Source organism: Streptomyces sp. NPDC091281 (genome assembly GCF_044757425.1).
GTDB lineage: Bacteria > Actinomycetota > Actinomycetes > Streptomycetales > Streptomycetaceae > Streptomyces.
Genome location: NZ_JBIVUY010000002.1, coordinates 295,754 through 314,951 on the forward strand (window position 1 = coordinate 295,754; position 19,198 = coordinate 314,951).

The window sequence follows — 19,198 nt, forward strand, 5'->3', positions numbered from 1 at the left end:
TCGTGTTCGCTGCAGAACGTCGCCAATTGATCCTCGAAATGGTGCGAGCGAACGGAGCCGTGTCGCTCCGTGAGCTCGCCCGCGTCGTCCAGACCTCCGAAGTGACCGTACGGCGGGACGTGCGCGCACTGGAGGCAGAAGGACTCCTCGACCGCCGGCACGGCGGTGCGGTACTGCCGGGCGGTTTCACGCGGGAGTCCGGCTTTCCGCAGAAGTCCCATCTCGCGACCGCCGAGAAGACCGCCATCGCCGACCTCGCCGCGACCTTCGTGGAAGAGGGCGAGGCGATCGTGGTCGGGGCGGGAACCACCACCCAGGAGCTGGCCCGTCGGCTCGCCCGCATCCCCGGGCTCACCGTCGTCACCAACTCCCTGCTGGTGGCCCAGGCGCTGGCCCACGCCAACCGCGTCGAGGTCGTGATGACCGGGGGCACCCTGCGCGGCTCCAACTACGCCCTCGTGGGCAGCGGTGCCGAACAGTCCCTCCAGGGCCTGCGGGTGTCCAAGGCCTTCCTGTCGGGCAGCGGGCTGACCGCGGAGCGCGGCCTGTCCACGTCCAACATGCTGTCGGCGTCGGTGGACCGGGCCCTGGTGCAGGCCGCCGCCGAGGTGGTGGTCCTCGCCGACCACACCAAGCTCGGCACCGACACCATGTTCCAGACCGTGCCGACGGACCTCATCACCCGCCTCGTCACCGACGAGCCACCGGTCCACGACGACCGGTCCGGCACCGAGTTGCAGGCCCTCGCCGACCAGGGGGTGCAGATCGCCGTCGCCGGGGCGTCGGGAGCGCCGGGGGGTGAGCCGGTCCCGGCGCGCCGCCAGCAGCAGCGCCGGGACGTCCCCCTGCCCTCCCCCCGCCGCGGCCAGGTCCCCGGCACCCCCACCACCCCCCTCCGCGCCACCACGGTCCTCACCCAGGACCAGCCCCCACCCCCGGACCGGGCAAGGGTCGCAGACATGCGCCGCCGCTGAGCCTCCCGCCCGGGGGACGCACCTTGGGGGCGCGGGAGACCCCGGCATCTTGGGGGCGCGGGGAACCGCGCACAGTGGCGTGTCCGACGGTCACACCTCATGCCGGGTACGGGATTCCCCGGCATCCTGGGGGCGCGGGGAACCGCGCACGGCGGCGGGCCCGACGGTCACATCCGACAGGGGCCGCGGGAGACCCCGGCATCTTGGGGGCGCGGGGAATCGTGCACAGTGCCGTGTCCGACGATCACACCTCACACCGGCCGCCAGAAACCCGCACAGCACGGGTCCCCACCCGCACACAACAACACCGCCCGCCGAGCCCGAGGAAAACCCCGGGCCCAGCGGGCGGTGCAGAGACCCCGACCTCAGTCCTTGATCTCGCAGATCACCGCACCGGAGGTGAGAGAAGCCCCCACCTCCGCGGACAGCCCCTTCACCGTCCCCGACCGATGCGCGTTCAGAGGCTGCTCCATCTTCATGGCTTCGAGGACGACGATCAGATCGCCCTCCTTGACCTCCTGCCCCTCCTCCACGGCCACCTTCACGATGGTGCCCTGCATGGGAGAGGCGAGCGTGTCACCCGAGGCCACCGGCCCAGACTTCTTCGCCGCCCGCCGCTTCGGCTTGGCGCCCGCCGCGAGCCCGGTCCGCGCCAGCGTCATCCCGAGCGAGGCGGGGAGCGACACCTCCAGCCGCTTGCCGCCGACCTCGACCACGACGGTCTCCCGGCTGGCGAGGTCCTCCTCCGCCTCGGCGTCGGCCGGCGCGGTGAAGGGCTTGATGTCGTTGACGAACTCGGACTCGATCCACCGGGTGTAGACGGTGAACGGGTCGGTGGAGCCGGTCAGTTCGGGCGCGAACGCCGGGTCCCGGACCACCGTGCGGTGGAAGGGGATCGCGGTGGCCATGCCCTCGACCTGGAACTCCTCCAGCGCCCGCGAGGCCCGCTCCAGCGCCTCCTTGCGGGTGCGGCCGGTGACGATCAGCTTCGCCAGCAGGGAGTCCCAGGCGGGGCCGATGACCGAGCCGGTCTCGACGCCCGCGTCCAGCCGGACACCGGGTCCGGACGGCGGGGCGAAGAGGGTGACCGTACCCGGCGCGGGCAGGAAGTTGCGGCCCGGGTCCTCGCCGTTGATGCGGAACTCGAAGGAGTGGCCCCGCAGTTCGGGGTCGCCGTAGCCGAGTTCCTCGCCGTCGGCGATGCGGAACATCTCACGGACCAGGTCGATCCCCGCGACCTCCTCGGTCACCGGGTGCTCCACCTGGAGCCGGGTGTTGACCTCCAGGAAGGAGATCGTGCCGTCGAGGGCGACGAGGAACTCGACGGTGCCCGCGCCGACGTACCCGGCCTCCTTGAGGATCGCCTTCGAGGAGGCGTACAGCTCGGCGACCTGCTCCTCGGAGAGGAACGGCGCCGGGGCCTCCTCCACCAGCTTCTGGTGGCGGCGCTGGAGGGAGCAGTCACGGGTGGAGACGACGACCACGTTGCCGTGCTGGTCGGCGAGGCACTGGGTCTCCACGTGCCGCGGCTTGTCGAGGTAGCGCTCGACGAAGCACTCGCCGCGGCCGAAGGCGGCCACGGCCTCACGGACCGCGGAGTCGTACAGCTCCGGGACCTCCTCCAGCGTCCGCGCGACCTTCAGACCGCGCCCGCCGCCGCCGAAGGCGGCCTTGATCGCGATCGGCAGGCCGTGCTCCTCGGCGAAGGCCACGACCTCGTCGGCCCCGGACACCGGGTCGGGCGTACCGGCGACGAGCGGCGCGCCCGCCCGCTGGGCGATGTGCCGGGCGGCGACCTTGTCGCCGAGGTCGCGGATGGCCTGCGGCGGCGGGCCGATCCAGATGAGGTCCGCGTCGAGCACGGCCTGGGCGAACTCGGCGTTCTCCGAGAGGAAGCCGTAGCCGGGATGGACGGCGTCCGCGCCGGACTCCCGGGCCGCGTTGAGCACCTTGTCGATGTCGAGATAGCTGGTGGCCGGAGTGTCACCGCCCAGGGCGAACGCCTCATCCGCGGCGCGGACATGCAGAGCGTCCCGGTCCGGGTCGGCATACACGGCAACGCTCGCGATACCGGCATCCCGGCACGCCCGCGCCACACGGACTGCGATTTCGCCACGGTTGGCGATGAGCACCTTGCGCACGATTGAGGCTCCCTCCTTGAAACAAGCCGAGTTTAGGGACTGCCGACACGTCTCATCGACCCATCCCCAAAGGTGAGCTTGCCCACACGGAGCGTCATGCCTGGCTCACTCGACCGTGAAATCCCTTGTGGTGCCGCTGTACGCAGCACTTCTGACGGCAACCCTAGTCCTCCACTGTGGCCAAGGTCTCTGTGAGCACGTGCCGCCGCCGACTCGGTTTCTTTGTGGAGTCCCTACGAATGGCCCAATGATTCTTTGCCCGCCGCACGACCCTTGTCCCGGGGTTTACCCGTTAGTAGCGTTCAGATGTCGCGAACTACTAGGGGTAACAGCAGTCCTGAGCGGGGCTCCCGGCCGGGGCGCGGGCGAAAGTGGGTGGGACCGGTGGTGCGCAGACCGGTGGCTTGGGTCGTGGCGGTCGTGCTCTTCGCCGAGGCGCTCGGCGTCGCCGCGCTGAACTGGTTCCTCGGGATCGTGGTCGACCGTCAGGACATGTCCCTGGCGGGGCTGGACCCCGATGTGATGGCGACCTCGTCGAAGATCGGCGGGGTCGTCTTCGGCCTCTACTTCGCCCTGTGCGGCCTGGTCGCCCTGCTGGTGGCGCTCCGCGACCGGGCCCCGGCGGGCCTCGGGCGCGTCCTGCTGATCAGCGCCGCCGTGGTGCACGCGCTGCTCGGCGCGGCGGGCTGGGGCCTGGTCGGCCCGTCCGGCTTCGTGCTGATGGTCGTGGTCCTCGCCCTGATCGTCCTGCTGCTGATGACCTACGACCGTCAGGAGCCGCCCGCCGCCGCGCACCCGAAGGGCACCGGGCCGCACGGCACCGGCCCCGGCCCTGGACCCGGGCCCGGTTCCGACGGTCCGGCCCCGCTCAGCGGTCCGCCGGCGCCCACAACTCCGTGATGCCGACGCCCAGGTGGGCCAGGAGGCGGCGGACCAGGGGCAGGCTGAGGCCGATGACGTTGCCGTGGTCGCCGTCGATGCCGTCGACGAACGGCGCCGACCGGCCGTCCAGCGTGAAGGCGCCCGCGACGTGCAGCGGCTCGCCGGAGGCGACATAGGCGGCGATCTCGGCGTCGGTCGGCTCGCCGAAGCGGACCACCGTGGAGGCGACGGCCGAGGTGTGCCGCCCGTTCGCCGTGTCGTACACGCAGTGGCCGGTCTGGAGGGTCCCGGCGCGTCCGCGCATCGCCTTCCAGCGGGCGGTGGCCTCCTCGGCGTCGGCGGGCTTGCCGAGCGCCTCGCCGTCCAGGTCGAGGACCGAGTCGCAGCCGATCACCAGCGCGCCCGCCGCCTCGGGCCGGGCGGCCACCACGGACGCCTTCGCCTCGGCCAGCGCGAGGGCCAGCTCGGCGGGGGTGGGCGCGGTGACGGCGTCCTCGTCGAACCCGCTCACGATCACCTCCGGATCGAGCCCGGCCTGCCGCAGCAGGCCCAGCCGGGCGGGGGACTGGGAGGCAAGCACGAGACGACGGCGCGGCTGATCGGTCATACGCCCAGCGTATAGGCGCCGCCGCTGCCCTTCGCCCCGGTTCCGGCCCTCGCGGTCCCGGTCCCCGAGGGTTCACGCCTGGCCTGCCAGGACGTCAACTCCCGTACCGGGGAGGCGGGTAGGGTGCGCGCCGTGGACATACCCGACTGGCTCACCTGGCTCCTGGCGGGGCTCCTGGTCCTTCAGCTCCTCGGCCTGGTCCCGGTCGTCGGCCGCCTGCGCGGCCCCGACGCCGCCGAGCGGGCCGCCGCGCGCCCGGACCTGGCCGAGACCGCCGGGAGCGTGCTCCTCTTCGGCGGTGGGCTGCTGAGCGACGTCCTGACCGCCGCCGGGCTCGTCCTCGCCCTCGCGGGCTTCACGCTCATGAGCGCCACCTACGCCGTCAAGGCCCTCCGCCGCCGCGCCCCGGGGCCCGTCCAGGACGCGCCGTAGATCCGGACCTCGGCGCCGCCGTCCCGCCCCCGCTGTCCCCGTTCCGGGCACCCCGCGCCACCAGGCGGCCTAGCTCAGTCCCAGCACGATCATCGCCAGCACCATGGCCAGGGCCATGAGGAGGCCGAGGCGGCGCAGCATGTCCTGCATGGCGCGCAGTTCCTCGGGCGGCTCGTTCTCGGGGTCGGACCACAGCATGCCGTCCAGCGTGCGGGAGGCCGCCCGCCCGGCGCCTGAGTACGGGTACTCAAGTTCCGGAAGGACGGCCTCCCCGCGGGGCGCAGGCGCCTTATCCGGGCCAGTAGGTGCGCGTCCAGGACGCCTCGCCGGGCGGCGGCACCCGGCGGGCGGCGAGGCGGGCCGGGTCGGACCACGCGTCCCGCGGACCCGGCACCCCGGACGGCGCGGCCTGCGCCGCCGCGGCGCGGAAGCGGACCACCGCGAGGGCGGCGGCCAGCTCCTCCGGGGTCGGGTTGCCCCGTACGACCTTGATCGTCATGGCGGCTCCTTACAGGGGGATGTTGCCGTGCTTCTTCGGGGGCAGGGATTCCCGCTTGGTCCGCAGCTGACGCAGACCCCGCACGATGTGCCGCCGGGTCTCCGACGGCATGATCACGGCGTCCACGTACCCGCGTTCGGCCGCGACGTACGGGTTGAGCAGGGTGTCCTCGTACTCCTGGATCAGCCGCGCCCGCGTCTCCTCGCCCGCGCCCGCCGCCTCCGCCTCGGCGATCGCCCGCCGGTGCAGGATGTTGACGGCGCCCTGCGCGCCCATCACCGCGATCTGCGCGGTCGGCCAGGCCAGGTTGAGGTCGGCGCCCAGGTGCTTGGAGCCCATGACGTCGTAGGCCCCGCCGAACGCCTTGCGGGTGATGACGGTGATGAGCGGGACGGTCGCCTCGGCGTAGGCGTAGATCAGCTTGGCGCCGCGCCGGATGATGCCGTCGTGCTCCTGGTCGACGCCGGGCAGGAAGCCGGGCACGTCGACGAAGGTGACGACGGGCACGTTGAACGCGTCGCAGGTCCGCACGAACCGGGCCGCCTTCTCGGAGGCCTTGATGTCGAGGCAACCGGCGTACTGCATCGGCTGGTTGGCGACGATCCCGACCGGACGCCCCTCCACCCGCCCGAACCCGGTGAGGATGTTGGGCGCGTACAGCGGCTGCGTCTCGAAGAACTCGGCGTCGTCCAGGACGTGTTCGATCACCGTGTGCATGTCGTACGGCTGGTTCGCGCTGTCCGGGACGAGCGTGTCCAGCTCCAGGTCCTCGGCGCCGACCGTGAGGTCCGCCTCCTCGGGGAACACCGGCGCCTCGGAGAGGTTGTTGGACGGCAGGTACGACAGCAGCTGCTTGATGTACTCGACGGCGTCCTTCTCGTCCCCGGCCATGTGATGGGCCACGCCCGACACCGAGTTGTGGGTGCGCGCGCCGCCCAGCTCCTCGAAGCCGACGTCCTCGCCGGTCACCGTGCGGATCACGTCCGGGCCGGTGATGAACATGTGCGAGGTCTGGTCGACCATCACCGTGAAGTCGGTGATCGCGGGCGAGTACACCGCGCCGCCCGCGCACGGCCCGACGACCAGGCTGATCTGCGGGACGACACCGCTGGCGTGCGTGTTGCGGCGGAAGATCTCGCCGTACGCGCCGAGCGAGGCCACGCCCTCCTGGATGCGGGCGCCGCCCGAGTCGTTGATGCCGATGACCGGGCAGCCGGTCTTCAGCGCGAAGTCCATCACCTTGACGATCTTCTGCCCGTAGACCTCGCCCAGCGCGCCGCCGAAGACGGTGAAGTCCTGCGAGAACACGGCCACCGGGCGCCCGTCGACGGTGCCGTAGCCCGTCACGACGCCGTCGCCGTACGGGCGGTTGGCGTCGAGGCCGAACGCGGTGGCCCGGTGCCGGGCGAACTCGTCCAGCTCGACGAACGAGTCCTCGTCCAGGAGGAGTTCGATGCGCTCACGGGCCGTCAGCTTGCCCTTGGCGTGCTGCTTCTCGACCGCACGCGCCGAACCGGCGTGCGTCGCCTCCTGGACCCGGCGCTGGAGATCCGCGAGCTTGCCCGCGGTCGTGTGGATGTCGGTCTCTTCCGCCTCGGACATCGGGATACGGCTCCCTGCCTGCTCAAAAGGGGGGACGGTTACTCATCCGTAGAGTAGTGGCGGGCCCAGCGATCGGCAGTGCGGCGTTTCCCACACCTAGGGTGGCTTGCATGACGCCGCGAGACGCAGAACGAGACCCCGCCGCCGGCCGCGCGGGCGGCACCCCGCAGGCCCCCGCGGGCCGCTGGTCCGACCTGGACCGCCCCCCGCTCGACGCCGCCGCCCTGCGCCGCGGCCTGGTCCGCGCGGGCGCCCTCTGGACCGGCCTGGAGGTGGTGCCCCGCACCGGCTCCACCAACTCCGACCTGGTCGCGCGGGCCGCCGCCGGGAAGGCCGCCGAGGGCACCGTCCTCGTCGCCGAGGAGCAGACCTCCGGCCGCGGCCGCCTCGACCGGCAGTGGAGCGCCCCCGCCCGCTCCGGCCTGTTCTTCTCCGTCCTGCTCCGCCCGGCCGGGGTCCCCGTGGCCCGCTGGGGCTGGCTGCCGCTGCTCACCGGCGTCGCCGTCGCCACCGGCCTCTCCCGCGCCGCGGGCGTCGACACCTCACTCAAATGGCCCAACGACCTGCTGGTCACCGTCGGCGGCGAGGAGCGCAAGGCGGGCGGCATCCTCGCCGAGCGCGCCGGGACCGACGGCGTCGTCGTCGGCGTCGGCCTCAACGTCTCCCTGCGCGCCGACGAACTGCCCGTCCCGCAGGCGGGCTCCCTCGCCCTCGCGAACGCCGTCAGCACCGACCGCGACCCGCTGCTGCGCGCCGTCCTGCGCTCCCTGGAGGACTGGTACGGCCGCTGGCGCGACGCCGAGGGCGACCCGGCCGCGTCCGGCGTCCAGGAGACCTACGTCGCGGGCTGCGCCACCCTCGGCCGGACCGTACGGGCCGAGCTGCCCGGCGACCGCGCGCTGGTCGGGGAGGCCGTCGCCGTCGACGGCGACGGACGCCTGGTGATCGCCACCCCCGACGGGGCACGGGAGCCCGTGGGGGCGGGTGACATCGTCCACCTGCGCCCCGCGTGAGCCGCGTGCCCCGGCGCGGCCCTCACGTGCCCCTCACCCCCGCTCCACCTGACGGAGTGAGCTGGCGCACACCTGCCGTAGAGTTGAGGCCGGTCGTGACCGACCGCGGCAGATCGGAAGGGCAGCAGGCGTGAGCGTCGACGAGACGGGCTCCGGCGCGGGCGCGGACGGCCGGGTGGACCCCGACGTCCCCGACGCCGGCGAGGACCCGCTCGCCCTGCGCCTGGAACAGCTCATCCTGGGCGCCGAGCGCCGCTACACCCCCTTCCAGGCCGCCCGCAGCGCCGGGGTCTCCATGGAGCTGGCCTCGCGTTTCTGGCGGGCCATGGGCTTCGCCGACATCGGGCAGGCCCGCGCCCTCACCGAGGCCGACGTGCTGGCCCTGCGCCGCCTCGCCGGTCTGGTCGAGGCGGGCCTGCTCAGTGAGGCGATGGCGGTGCAGGTGGCCCGCTCCACCGGGCAGACCACCGCCCGGTTGGCCGAATGGCAGATCGATTCCTTCCTGGAGGGCCTCACCGAGCCCCCCGAGCCCGGCATGACCCGCACCGAGGTCACCTACCCGATCGTCGAGCTGCTCCTGCCCGAGCTGGAGGAGTTCCTCGTCTACGTCTGGCGGCGGCAGCTCGCCGCGTCCGCCGGGCGGGTCGTGCAGGCCGCCGACGACGAGGAGATGGTCGACCGTCGGCTCGCCGTCGGCTTCGCCGACCTCGTCGGCTTCACCCGGCTCACCCGGCGCATGGAGGAGGAGGAACTCGGCGAGCTGGTCGAGGCCTTCGAGACCACCGCCGCCGATCTGGTCGCCGCGCGTGGCGGCCGCCTCATCAAGACCCTCGGCGACGAGGTCCTGTACGCCGCCGACGACGCGGGCGTGGCCGCCGACATCGCGCTGCGCCTCGTCGAGACCATGAGCAACGACCAGACCATGCCGGAACTCCGCGTCGGCATGGCCTTCGGCACGGTCACCACCCGCATGGGCGACGTCTTCGGCACCACCGTCAACCTCGCCTCCCGGCTGACGTCGATAGCGCCCCGCGACGCCGTCCTCGTCGACAGCGCCTTCGCGGAGGAACTGGTCCGCACCGGCGACGCCCCCGCCTCCGAGGCCGAGGCCGCCGAGGAGGCCGCCGCCGCGGAGAAGGAGGGCGACCAGCCGCCCGCCTACCGCTTCGCCCTCCAGCCCATGTGGCAGCGCCCCGTCCGCGGCCTCGGTGTCGTCGAACCCTGGCTCCTGTCCCGCCGCGACGGCCAGGGCGACTGAGCCCGCACCGGCCCGCCTGAACCTTCCGGCCCCGGCTCCGGCACAGCCCGTACGCCCGCACCCCGACGCCCTTCTGGTCGCCGTCGGCGCCGGACCCCCAGCTCAGTCCGCCGGACCGGACAGCACGTCCACGCAGAGCCCGATCACCGGGACGCACACGCCCGGCCGGTCCGCCGGGGGCCGGGGCGTGGGCGGTACGCCGGTCGCGGTGGGCGCCGGGGGCGGTGGGGTCCTGGTCGGCTGCGGCTGCGGCGCCGCGGTGGCCGCTCCGGTGGGGGCGGCGGTCGGCGCGTTCGGTGCGGCGGCGGCCCCCGGCTCCGTACGGCCGTCATTCCCGTCGCTTCCGTCGCCCCCGTCGCTTCCGGCGGCACCGGTCCGGCGGTCGCCGTCGGGTTGTGCGGCCGTCGGGTCGTAGGGGCCGCTGGGTGTCCGGACCGCGGCCGTCGGGGAGCCTCCCGCGGCCCCCGTGGGCGGGCCGCTCGGCCGGGCGGAGGGTGCCGGGGCGGTGGCGCCCGCGGGGGTCGCGCGGGGCGTGTCGTGCGCGGTGGGTTCGAGGGCGAGGCGGGGCGCGGCCTCCGGGGCGCCCGCGCCGGGCCCCGGGTCGGGCGCCAGCCGTACGAGGCTCAGCGCGCCCGCGGTCAGGGCCAGGCCGCCCGCCGCGAACAGCGCCCCGCGCGGGGAGCGGGGCTTGCGGTGCCGCCCCCGGTGCCGGACGGGGCGCCAGGGCTGGGCGGGGGAGGGCTGCCCGGTGCTCGGGCCGCCGGTACCGGCGGCCCGCGGTGTCGTGCCCGTCATCGTGCTCCCTCCCCGAAAGCGCCGCGCCCCCGCCGCGCGCTGTGGCGCCCGCACGTTATGCGCTCCCCTGGGCGGTGCGTGGCGAGTCGGGCGGGATGTCACTCGAACGGGTGGGCGGGGGCGGAACGGGGCCGGGAGCGGCGGGGCGTCCGCCTCGACCCGGCCGCGTGCTCCCCGGCGTCCTCGCGGGGACGCCCCTTCCGTCGTCGTCGCGGGGGCTGCGATGATCGGGTGAGCCAGGGTTGTTAACCCGCGTTAACCCGGAGGGTGTCATGAGCGAGGAACGGTTCGGGGAGTTCGTAGAGGTGCGGCGGCACGGCGGCGGGCACGTCGCGGAGCTGGCCCTCGACCGGCCGAAGGCCATGAACGCCGTGTCGACCGACATGGCCCGCTCGATCGGGGCGGCCTGCGCGGCGCTCGGCGCGGACCGGGACGTACGGGTGGTCGTGGTCACCTCGACGAACGAGCGGGCGTTCTGCGTGGGCGCCGACCTCAAGGAGCGCAACTCCTTCAGCGACGCCGAGCTGGTCCGGCAGCGGCCGGTCGCGCGGGGGGCGTACACCGGCGTGCTGGAGCTGCCCGTGCCGACGGTCGCGGCGGTGCACGGGTTCGCGCTGGGCGGCGGCTTCGAACTGGCGCTCGCCTGCGACGTCGTCGTGGCCGACCGTACGGCCGTGGTCGGTCTGCCGGAGGTGTCGGTCGGTGTCATCCCCGGCGGTGGCGGGACGCAGCTGCTGCCGCGCCGGGTGGGTGCGGCGCGCGCCGCCGAGCTGATCTTCTCCGCGCGGCGCGTCGAGGCGGCGGAGGCGGCCGAGCTGGGCCTCGTCGACGTCCTCGTGGACGCGGGCCGCGACCGCGAGGAGGCCCTCGCGCTGGGCGAGCGGATCGGCGCGAACTCCCCGGTCGGCCTGCGTGCCGCCAAGCGCGCCCTGCGCCTCGGGCAGGGCCTGGACCTGCGGGCGGGGCTGGAGGTCGAGGACGCGGCCTGGCGCTCGGTGGCCTTCTCCGGGGACCGCGCGGAGGGCGTGGCGGCCTTCAACGAGAAGCGGAAGCCGAACTGGCCGGGGGAGTAGCCGGGGAGTCGTGGAGGGGTGGCCGGGCGCGGCCGTGCCCCCGTTACGGCGCGACGCCGTCACGCTCAGCCCCGCCGCGCCCACCCTTTGTGCGTAAATATCCCTAGTCTGGGGAGATGGGTGACGACAGACGCCTGGTGGCGGTGGTGGCGCTGGCGCAGGGCATGGCGGCCGCGCGGGCGCCGCGGGAGTCCTGGCGGGCCGCCGCGCTCGGCGCCTGCCGGGCCCTGGACGGCGGCTTCGCCGCGCTCTCCGTGTGGGAGCGCGACCTCGGGCGGCTCCGCGTCCTGGTGAACGTGGGGGACCGCGCGCCCGACGAGGACGAGTTCCCCGAGGACGAGGCGTATCCGGTGCACCAGTTCCCGGAGATCACCGAGTTCCTCCACGAACGCTGGGTCGCGGGCGGCGAGCCCGACGCCTGGGTGGAGACCGCCGAGGGCCCCGCCGAGGGCCGCCCCGGCTACTGTCACCAGCGGGTCGCCGCCCTGCGCCGCCGCGGGCGCGGCTCCTGCGTCGTCGCCCCGATCGTGCTGCACGGCCGCGCCTGGGGCGAGCTGTACGTCGCCCGCTCCGCCCGCGTCGCCGTCTTCGACCGCGCCGACGCCGACTTCGCCACCGTCCTCGCCGCCGTCGTGGCCGCCGGACTCGCCCAGACCGAGCGGCTGGAGGAGGCCCGCCGCCTCGCCTTCACCGACGCCCTCACCGGCCTCGCCAACCGCCGCGCCGTCGACGTACGCCTGGAGGAGGCCGTCGAACGGCACCGGACGCACGGGGACGTGGTGAGCCTCGTCGTGTGCGACCTGAACGGGCTGAAGCGGGTCAACGACACGCGCGGGCACGCCGTCGGGGACCGGCTGCTGGAGCGGTTCGGGTCGGTGCTGTCGCTCTGCGGGGCCATGCTGCCCGGCGCGCTCGCCGCCCGCCTCGGCGGCGACGAGTTCTGTCTGCTGGCCGTCGGGCCCCCCGCCGACGACGTCGTCGCGGTCGCCGACGACCTGTGCCGCCGCGCCGCCGAACTGGAGCTGGGGGAGGGCGTGGCCTGCGGGGTCGCCTCCACCGCCGACCCGATCGGCCCGGTCCGCTCCGCCCGGCGGCTGTTCCGGCTCGCGGACGCCGCCCAGTACCGCGCCAAGGCCGTACGCGCCGCCCGCCCGGTGGTCGCGGGCCGCGCCGGGCCCGACGACCCCGTCGTACGGCTGGCCGACGAGCCGCCGCGCGGACCGGCGGCCGAGCGCCGTCGCTTCCGCGGCCGGTCCTGACCGCGGCCCCCGCCCCTGCGGCGGTCGCGGTGTGACGCATCGGTAAGGGGTGAGCCCCGGCCGGACTGGTGACATCTTCGTCTTCACTGTGTACGTTCCTGAATATGGATATGCACACTGTGGTGGTGGGGACGTCCGGGGTCACCGCGTCCGACGTGCTCGCCGTGGCCCGCGACGGCGCCCGGATCGAGATCTCCGCCGAGGCGGAGGCCGCCCTCGCCGCGGCCCGCGCGATCGTGGACGCGCTCGCGGCCAAGCCCGAACCCGTCTACGGCGTCTCCACCGGATTCGGCGCCCTCGCCACCCGGCACATCAGCCCCGAGCTGCGCGCCCAGCTCCAGCGCAACATCGTCCGCTCGCACGCCGCCGGCATGGGCCCGCGCGTCGAGCGCGAAGTCGTCCGCGCGCTGATGTTCCTCCGGCTGAAGACCGTCTGCTCCGGCCACACCGGCGTCCGCCCCGAGGTCGCCCACACCATGGCCGACGTCCTCAACGCCGGGATCACCCCCGTCGTCCACGAGTACGGCTCCCTCGGCTGCTCCGGCGACCTCGCCCCCCTCTCCCACTGCGCGCTCACCCTCCTGGGCGAGGGCGACGCCGAGGGCCCCGACGGGGTCGTCCGGCCCGCCGGAGAGCTGCTGGCCGCCCACGGCATCGCCCCGGTCGAACTGCGCGAGAAGGAGGGCCTCGCCCTCCTCAACGGCACCGACGGCATGCTCGGCATGCTGGTCATGGCCCTCGCCGACCTCGACCGCCTCTACAAGTCCGCCGACGTCACGGCCGCCCTCTCCCTGGAGGCCCTCCTCGGCACCGACCGCGTCCTCGCCCCCGAGCTGCACGCCGTCCGCCCGCACCCGGGCCAGGGCGACGCCGCCGCCAACATGCTGGCCGTGCTCGCCGGTTCGGAACTCACCGGCCACCACCAGGACGACGCGCCCCGCGTCCAGGACGCCTACTCGGTGCGCTGCGCCCCCCAGGTCGCGGGCGCCGGACGGGACACCCTGGCCCACGCCCGCCTGGTCGCCGAACGCGAACTCGCCGCCGCCGTCGACAACCCGCTCGTGCTGCCCGACGGCCGCGTCGAGTCCAACGGCAACTTCCACGGCGCCCCGGTCGCCTACGTCCTCGACTTCCTCGCGATCGCCGTCGCCGACCTCGCCTCCATCGCCGAGCGCCGCACCGACCGGCTCCTCGACAAGAACCGCAGCCACGGCCTCCCGCCGTTCCTCGCCGACGACGCCGGCGTCGACTCCGGCCTGATGATCGCCCAGTACACGCAGGCCGCCCTGGTCAGCGAGTTGAAGCGGCTCGCCGTACCGGCGTCGGCGGACTCCATCCCGTCCTCCGCGATGCAGGAGGACCACGTCTCCATGGGCTGGTCCGCCGCCCGCAAGCTGCGCACCGCCGTCGACAACCTGACGCGCGTCCTCGCCGTCGAGCTGTACGCCGCCACGCGCGCCGTCGAACTCCGCGAGGGCCTCACCCCCGCGCCCGCCACCCGCGCCGTCCTCGACGCCGTCCGCGCGGCGGGCGTCGAGGGCCCCGGCCCCGACCGCTTCCTCGCCCCCGACCTCGCGGCCGCCGACGCCTTCGTCCGCGACGGCCGCCTCGTCACGGCGGTGGAGACGGTCACCGGCCCGCTGCGCTGACCCGCCGGGACCGCACGCGGAAGGGCCCCGCCGTACGGACACGGCGGGGCCCTTCGTGCTGACGCGGGGTCACTTGAGCTTGGCGGCCTGGGCCTCGATCACGGCCGGGGGCACCTCGGCCTTGCCGCCGGTCGACATGGCGGCCAGGTTGACCGCGTAGAACGTGGCGACGGTGCCGCCGGTGCGGACCACCTCCACCTGGACGGTCAGCGGGGACCCCTCGACCTCGGTCAGGACGCTGAACGCGGTCGACTCGTCGCCCGCCGGGGTGCCCTTCGCGGAGGTGACCTTGGTCAGCTTCTGGGTCTCGCCCTCGCTGGTCATGCTCAGCCCGCCGCCGCAGGCCGCCACGGCGTCGGAGACGCCCTTCACGGCCTTCTGGGCGCCGTCGCCCTCGTAGGAGGACAGCCCGACGAGCACCACGTCCATGTCGAGCATGTCCTGCATGTCGACGTTCTCGAGGTCCTCGGGCGACGCGGTCTCCATCGACGCGGCCTTGTCCTCCGCGACCGTGGTGCGCGCCAGCGCGTCGCTGTCACCGGGCGGCAGCGCGGACAGCGCGTACGCCAGCGGTTCGCACTCCGCCTTGTCGACCTTCACCGCGCTCTTGTCGGCCGGCAGGCTGTCGTCGGCCTTCTCGACCTTGAAGCCCTTGACGTCCCCGTCGACGAGGAGCAGCTTCTCCAGCTCGGCCGAGCCGACCGCCGCGGCGGCCGGGGCCGACGACTTCGTGTCCGAGGCGCCCTTGGCGCCCTTCTCGTCCGACGACCCCTTGTCGGAGTCCGACGAGCAACCCGTGATGAGGGCGAGCGAGAGCGCGCCCACCGCGGCTGTGGCGCACAGCCGCGCCCCCGATGATCTCTTCATGAGCGGACTATGAATGTTCGGTCAAGGAAGCGTCAAATCGATTCCATGAGCGATTTCCTGACGGGCGCGCAACTCGGCTCACAGGCCGAGGCGTTCGCGGCGCACCGAGTACGCCACGAAACCGGCGCCGAGCGCGAGCAGCGTGGTGCCGCCCGCCACGTACGGGGTGGTGTCGAAGCTGCCGGTGTCGGCGAGGCGTACGCCACCGTCCGAGGCGTCGGCGGTGTCCGAGGCGTCGGTGGTGTCGGCGCCGGACGCGTCCGCGAGGCCGTCGGTGTCGGCGGCCCCGGCGGTGTCCTTCGCGTCCGTCGCGTCCTTCGAGAGGCCCGCGTCCGTGTCGGCGGCGGTGTCCGTGCCGGACGTCGTGCGGGTGACCGTCTGTGCGGCGAGGGCGCGGGCCTGGGTGGTGGCCTGCGCCGTTCCGGCCGTTCTCGCGGGCTGGTGCCGTGCCGGATGGTCCTGGGACGCGTTGGCGTTCGGGACGAACCACAGGGCTCCCAGGAGGGTCCCCGCGGCGGCGGCGGTCAGCAACGGACGGCGAGCGGATGACACGGAATATCGATCCCCTTGTGGCGCTGGCGAATTGGCCGTGTGCCCCGATGCTAGTGAACGGCGGGGGCCGCGGGAAAGTTGCGGGAGGGTTCCGCCGTACGCTCCGGGTATGAGCACTGAAGAGACATCACGTTTTGTGCGGCTTCGGGTGGATCTCGTTCTGGAGATCGACGACGCGGGCGCCATCACCGAGGCGGCGCTGCGGCGGCTCGCCGAGGAGGCCGGGGACCCCGACATGTCGGAGAGCGAGCGGGCGGACGCCGAGCGTGCTGTGACGGAAGACACGGCAGAGGCCCTGGCCTTCCTCGTGGACCCCTTCGACCTGGTCGGGGACGTCCCCGGCGTCGAACTCCAGCAGGCGTCCTGGTCCAGCGAGCCCGTCGCCTACGACCCCGACGCCCCCGAATGGGACCTGGACGGCGTCGAGGACGGGGATGATGAGGCCGAGGCCGGGGCGGACGAGGTCCGCGTCGGAGGCGTCGGCTGACGGACTTGGGGAAAACGTGACCCCGGGCGGCAACCGACGCCCGGGGTTCCGTCGTCTCATGGGACGCACAGACCGACGCCCGCCCCGCGGTCCCGGACGGGCCCCGGCCCCCGTGGACGTGGCGTGGCCCACACATCCGAGCGATGTGGAACGGGACGAACCGGTCGTAGCGTTGAAGAGTTCGACGGGGACTCCCTGGGTTCTGGAAATCGGCGACGATGGAGAAGCGTGTGATGACGGACAGTAGGCGGCGCAGGGGTCTGATGACCGCGTCCGCACTGCTCGGCGGTGTTCTGGTGCTCTCTGCGTGTTCCGGCGGCGACAGTGACGCCGCCGACGGCGGAGGCAGTTCCTCGCAGGCGAAGGCCGACGAGGCGGCGGCCACGAAGTCCTCCGAGGCCCAGATCAAGATCACACCCGCGGACGGTTCGAACAACGCCTCCATCAACAACTCGGCGGCCGTGACCGTGAGCAAGGGCACGCTCACCCAGGTCACGATGACCACCGCCGACGGCACCGCGGTCGAGGGCCAGCTCGCCGCGGACAAGAAGAGCTGGAAGCCCGGCGCCCAGCTGGAGCGGTCCACGACCTACAAGGTCGCGGCCACCGCGAAGGACGGCGCGGGCCTGGAGGCCCACGAGAACGCGTCGTTCACCACGGTCTCCCCCGACGACAGCTTCATCGCCAACTTCACGCCGGAGGACGGCTCGACCGTCGGCGTGGGCATGCCGGTCTCCATCAACTTCAACAAGGAGATAACCGACAAGGCCGCGGTCCAGAAGGGCATCACGGTCAACACGAGCAGCGGCCAGGAGGTCGCCTGCCACTGGTTCTCCACCACCCGCATGGACTGCCGGCCCGACGAGTACTGGCAGGAGAACTCCACCGTCACGCTGAAGCTCGCGCTCGACGGTGTCGAGGGCGCGGACGGCCTGATGGGCGTCCAGCAGAAGACGGTCACCTTCAAGATCGGCCGCAACCAGGTCACGTACGTCGACGCGAAGACCAAGCAGATGAAGGTCACGCAGGACGGCAAGACGATCCGGACCATCCCGATCTCCGCGGGCTCCCCGGACAACAAGACGTACGAAGGCCAGATGGTGATCTCCGAGAAGTTCAAGGAGACCCGGATGAACGGCGCCACCGTCGGCTTCACCGACGACGACGGCAAGGGCGAGTACGACATCAAGGACGTGCCGCACGCCATGCGCCTGAGCACCTCCGGCACCTTCGTGCACGGCAACTACTGGGGCGCCAAGTCCATCTTCGGCTCGGTCAACACCAGCCACGGCTGCGTCGGCCTCTCCGACACCAAGGGCGCCAACGACAAGAGCACCCCGGGCGCCTGGTTCTTCGACAACTCCATCGTGGGTGACGTGGTCGTCGTCAAGAACACCGGCGACAAGACCATCGCCCCGGACAACGGCCTCAACGGCTGGAACATGGACTGGGCCCAGTGGAAGGCCGGTTCGGCCGTCTGAGCCGACCCGCTCCCCCTCTTCGTCCACCGCGCTGCCGCCCCCGCCCCGGGGGCGGCAGCGTCGTTCTGTGACGGCCCTCCCGCTTCTCATGCTGCTCTTATGCGGCCCTTACCTCTTCATCACGGGCCGTCCCTACTTTTCGGCACATGTTCTTCACCTACCTGAGGCGCGAACTGCGCCGCCGCAGAAAGGCGGCCCTCGTCGTCGCCTCCGGCCTCGCGCTGGGCATCGCGCTGGTCATCGTGGTCACCTCCGTGTCCTCCGGGATGGGGAAGGCCCAGGACAAGGTGCTGGAGTCCCTCTACGGCCTCGGCACCGACATGACCGTCACCAAGGCCGCCGCGTCGAACGGTTCCACCGCCGAGCGGCCCCGCTTCCAGTTCGACGCCCAGGAGGACGGCGCCGAGGAGGAGCAGAGCAGCGACCGCGTCATGGTGCAGGGCTTCCAGACCCTGTCCGCCTCCACGGTCACGAAGGTCGGCGACCAGGACGGCGTCTCGGACGCGGTCGGCGGCCTCAGCCTCCAGGTCATCAAGGTCGACGGGCAGTTCACCCGCGGCCAGTTCCAGCAGGGCGCCACCGGCGGCACCGGCGGGGGCAGGCCCGGCGGCGAGCAGCCCCAGGGCGAGGTCAAGGGCGGCGGCGCCGAGTTCGACGTCAACAGCTACTCCGTCTACGGCACCGACGTCACCCGCCCCGAACTCGGCCCGCTGACCTCCTCCAAGATCACCAGCGGCCGAACCTTCAAGACCGCCGAGACCGACGCGAAGGTCGCCGTCCTCGACGCGGCCTACGCCAAGGAGAAGAAGCTCAAGACCGGCTCCACGGTCACCATCAAGAAGGTGAAGTTCGAGGTCGTCGGCGTCGCCACCGCCGACAGCGGCGACTCCGCCGCCAACGTCTACATCCCGCTGAAGCAGGCCCAGACCCTCAGCGACTCGAAGGACAAGGTCACCACGATCTACGTCCAGGCCACCGACTCCCAGCAGATCGACGGCGTCAAGTCCGCCATCCAGAAGAACATCTCCGGTACGACCGTGACGACCTCCGCCGACCTGGCCGACACCGTCTCCGGCTCCCTCTCCACCGCCTCCTCCCTCGCCACCAGCGTCGGCAAGTGGCTCTCCATCGCCGTCCTGATCGCCGCGTTCCTCGTCGCGGGCCTGCTCACCTCCTCGGCCGTCTCCCGCCGCGTCCGCGAGTTCGGCACGCTCAAGGCGCTCGGCTGGAAGTCCGGCCGCGTCACCCGCCAGGTCGTCGGCGAGGCCATGGTCAACGGACTCCTCGGCGGCGCCCTCGGCATCGCCCTCGGTCTCGCGGGCGCCTACGCCGTCACCGCCGTCAGCCCCACCCTCCAGGCCCAGTTGGGCGGCGGAGGCGGTCAGGGCGGCGGCCCCGGCGGCGGCGGTGGCTTCGGCGGCCCCGGCCGGCAGACCGCGGCCAAGACGCTGGAGGTCGCGCTGACCGCACCGGTGAGCGTCACGACGGTGGCCGTCGCGGTCGGCCTCGCCGTGGCCGGCGGGCTCATCGCGGGCGCGTTCGGCGGCTGGCGCGCCTCCCGGCTGCGCCCGGCCGACGCACTGCGCCGCGTCGAGTAGCCACCCCCCTCACCCACCACAGGAGTTGC

General features: G+C 73.3%; 19 protein-coding genes. 11 read left to right on the plus strand and 8 right to left on the minus strand.

Annotated elements, in window-relative coordinates; genetic code table 11:
- Positions 1-2: 2 nt before the first annotated feature.
- Positions 3-974 carry a DeoR/GlpR family DNA-binding transcription regulator gene (locus ACIQPQ_RS05840; RefSeq protein ID WP_383770430.1) on the plus strand — a complete coding sequence of 324 codons (972 nt, stop codon included), beginning with the start codon at positions 3-5 and terminating at the stop codon, positions 972-974.
- A gap of 365 nt (positions 975-1,339) precedes the next feature.
- Here ACIQPQ_RS05840 and ACIQPQ_RS05845 read toward each other — a convergent pair whose 3' ends face one another.
- Positions 1,340-3,115: an acetyl/propionyl/methylcrotonyl-CoA carboxylase subunit alpha gene (locus ACIQPQ_RS05845; RefSeq protein ID WP_401300180.1), complete on the minus strand. Its 1,776-nt coding sequence runs from the start codon at positions 3,113-3,115 to the stop codon at positions 1,340-1,342.
- 375 nt (positions 3,116-3,490) lie between these two features.
- Here ACIQPQ_RS05845 and ACIQPQ_RS05850 point away from each other — a divergent pair, with 375 nt between their 5' ends.
- On the plus strand, positions 3,491-4,015 hold the full coding sequence (locus ACIQPQ_RS05850) for a hypothetical protein (RefSeq protein ID WP_401300183.1): 525 nt from the start codon (positions 3,491-3,493) through the stop codon (positions 4,013-4,015).
- Here the strand turns inward: ACIQPQ_RS05850 and ACIQPQ_RS05855 are convergent.
- Positions 3,984-4,604 (minus strand): Maf family protein, encoded by a 621-nt coding sequence (locus ACIQPQ_RS05855; protein ID WP_383770422.1) that lies wholly within the window; start codon positions 4,602-4,604, stop codon positions 3,984-3,986. The two genes, ACIQPQ_RS05850 and ACIQPQ_RS05855, sit on opposite strands and share 32 nt — an antisense overlap.
- A 132-nt stretch (positions 4,605-4,736) precedes the next feature.
- On the opposite strand from ACIQPQ_RS05855, the gene ACIQPQ_RS05860 reads away from it, so the two are divergent.
- Positions 4,737-5,036, plus strand: a complete 300-nt coding sequence (locus tag ACIQPQ_RS05860) for a hypothetical protein (RefSeq protein WP_401300186.1) — start codon at positions 4,737-4,739, stop codon at positions 5,034-5,036.
- A 69-nt stretch (positions 5,037-5,105) separates the two neighbouring features.
- On the opposite strand, the gene mmpB is transcribed toward ACIQPQ_RS05860, so the two are convergent.
- The 3 genes from mmpB to ACIQPQ_RS05875 all read right to left on the minus strand — a co-directional run bounded on the left by mmpB (position 5,106) and on the right by ACIQPQ_RS05875 (position 7,137).
- Complete coding sequence (gene mmpB / locus ACIQPQ_RS05865) at positions 5,106-5,234, minus strand: morphogenic membrane protein MmpB (protein WP_383770419.1); 129 nt, start codon at positions 5,232-5,234, stop codon at positions 5,106-5,108.
- Positions 5,235-5,325: 91 nt separating this feature from the next.
- On the minus strand, positions 5,326-5,535 hold the full coding sequence (locus tag ACIQPQ_RS05870; RefSeq protein WP_401300188.1) for an acyl-CoA carboxylase subunit epsilon: 210 nt from the start codon (positions 5,533-5,535) through the stop codon (positions 5,326-5,328).
- 9 nt (positions 5,536-5,544) lie between these two features.
- On the minus strand, positions 5,545-7,137 hold the full coding sequence (locus ACIQPQ_RS05875) for an acyl-CoA carboxylase subunit beta (RefSeq protein ID WP_401300191.1): 1,593 nt from the start codon (positions 7,135-7,137) through the stop codon (positions 5,545-5,547).
- A gap of 110 nt (positions 7,138-7,247) precedes the next feature.
- On the opposite strand from ACIQPQ_RS05875, the gene ACIQPQ_RS05880 reads away from it, so the two are divergent.
- On the plus strand, positions 7,248-8,150 hold the full coding sequence (locus ACIQPQ_RS05880; protein WP_401300193.1) for a biotin--[acetyl-CoA-carboxylase] ligase: 903 nt from the start codon (positions 7,248-7,250) through the stop codon (positions 8,148-8,150).
- Positions 8,151-8,280: 130 nt separating this feature from the next.
- A complete protein-coding gene (locus ACIQPQ_RS05885; RefSeq protein ID WP_383770409.1) occupies positions 8,281-9,408 on the plus strand; it encodes an adenylate/guanylate cyclase domain-containing protein in 1,128 nt (375 codons plus the stop codon).
- A gap of 102 nt (positions 9,409-9,510) precedes the next feature.
- On the opposite strand, the gene ACIQPQ_RS05890 is transcribed toward ACIQPQ_RS05885, so the two are convergent.
- Positions 9,511-10,203: a hypothetical protein gene (locus ACIQPQ_RS05890; protein ID WP_401300196.1), complete on the minus strand. Its 693-nt coding sequence runs from the start codon at positions 10,201-10,203 to the stop codon at positions 9,511-9,513.
- 272 nt (positions 10,204-10,475) lie between these two features.
- Between ACIQPQ_RS05890 and ACIQPQ_RS05895 the strand changes: the two genes are divergently transcribed.
- From ACIQPQ_RS05895 to hutH, 3 genes are all read left to right on the plus strand, one after another.
- Complete coding sequence (locus ACIQPQ_RS05895) at positions 10,476-11,276, plus strand: enoyl-CoA hydratase/isomerase family protein (RefSeq protein WP_401300199.1); 801 nt, start codon at positions 10,476-10,478, stop codon at positions 11,274-11,276.
- A gap of 116 nt (positions 11,277-11,392) precedes the next feature.
- A complete protein-coding gene (locus ACIQPQ_RS05900) occupies positions 11,393-12,535 on the plus strand; it encodes a diguanylate cyclase domain-containing protein (protein ID WP_401300202.1) in 1,143 nt (380 codons plus the stop codon).
- Positions 12,536-12,645: 110 nt separating this feature from the next.
- Complete coding sequence (gene hutH / locus ACIQPQ_RS05905; RefSeq protein WP_401301506.1) at positions 12,646-14,184, plus strand: histidine ammonia-lyase; 1,539 nt, start codon at positions 12,646-12,648, stop codon at positions 14,182-14,184.
- A 69-nt stretch (positions 14,185-14,253) separates the two neighbouring features.
- On the opposite strand, the gene ACIQPQ_RS05910 is transcribed toward hutH, so the two are convergent.
- Both ACIQPQ_RS05910 and ACIQPQ_RS05915 read right to left on the minus strand, forming a co-directional pair.
- Entirely contained in the window at positions 14,254-15,051 is a 798-nt protein-coding gene (locus ACIQPQ_RS05910) for a hypothetical protein (RefSeq protein ID WP_401300205.1), read from the minus strand.
- A 78-nt stretch (positions 15,052-15,129) separates the two neighbouring features.
- Entirely contained in the window at positions 15,130-15,603 is a 474-nt protein-coding gene (locus tag ACIQPQ_RS05915) for an LPXTG cell wall anchor domain-containing protein (protein WP_401300208.1), read from the minus strand.
- A 148-nt stretch (positions 15,604-15,751) separates the two neighbouring features.
- Between ACIQPQ_RS05915 and ACIQPQ_RS05920 the strand changes: the two genes are divergently transcribed.
- The 3 genes from ACIQPQ_RS05920 to ACIQPQ_RS05930 all read left to right on the plus strand — a co-directional run bounded on the left by ACIQPQ_RS05920 (position 15,752) and on the right by ACIQPQ_RS05930 (position 19,169).
- The gene (locus ACIQPQ_RS05920) at positions 15,752-16,090 is read left to right on the plus strand and encodes a hypothetical protein (protein ID WP_384297753.1); all 339 of its coding nucleotides are present in this window, start codon (positions 15,752-15,754) and stop codon (positions 16,088-16,090) included.
- 233 nt (positions 16,091-16,323) lie between these two features.
- Complete coding sequence (locus ACIQPQ_RS05925; protein ID WP_401300212.1) at positions 16,324-17,571, plus strand: Ig-like domain-containing protein; 1,248 nt, start codon at positions 16,324-16,326, stop codon at positions 17,569-17,571.
- Positions 17,572-17,717: 146 nt separating this feature from the next.
- Positions 17,718-19,169, plus strand: a complete 1,452-nt coding sequence (locus tag ACIQPQ_RS05930; protein WP_401300215.1) for an ABC transporter permease — start codon at positions 17,718-17,720, stop codon at positions 19,167-19,169.
- Positions 19,170-19,198 lie beyond the last annotated feature (29 nt).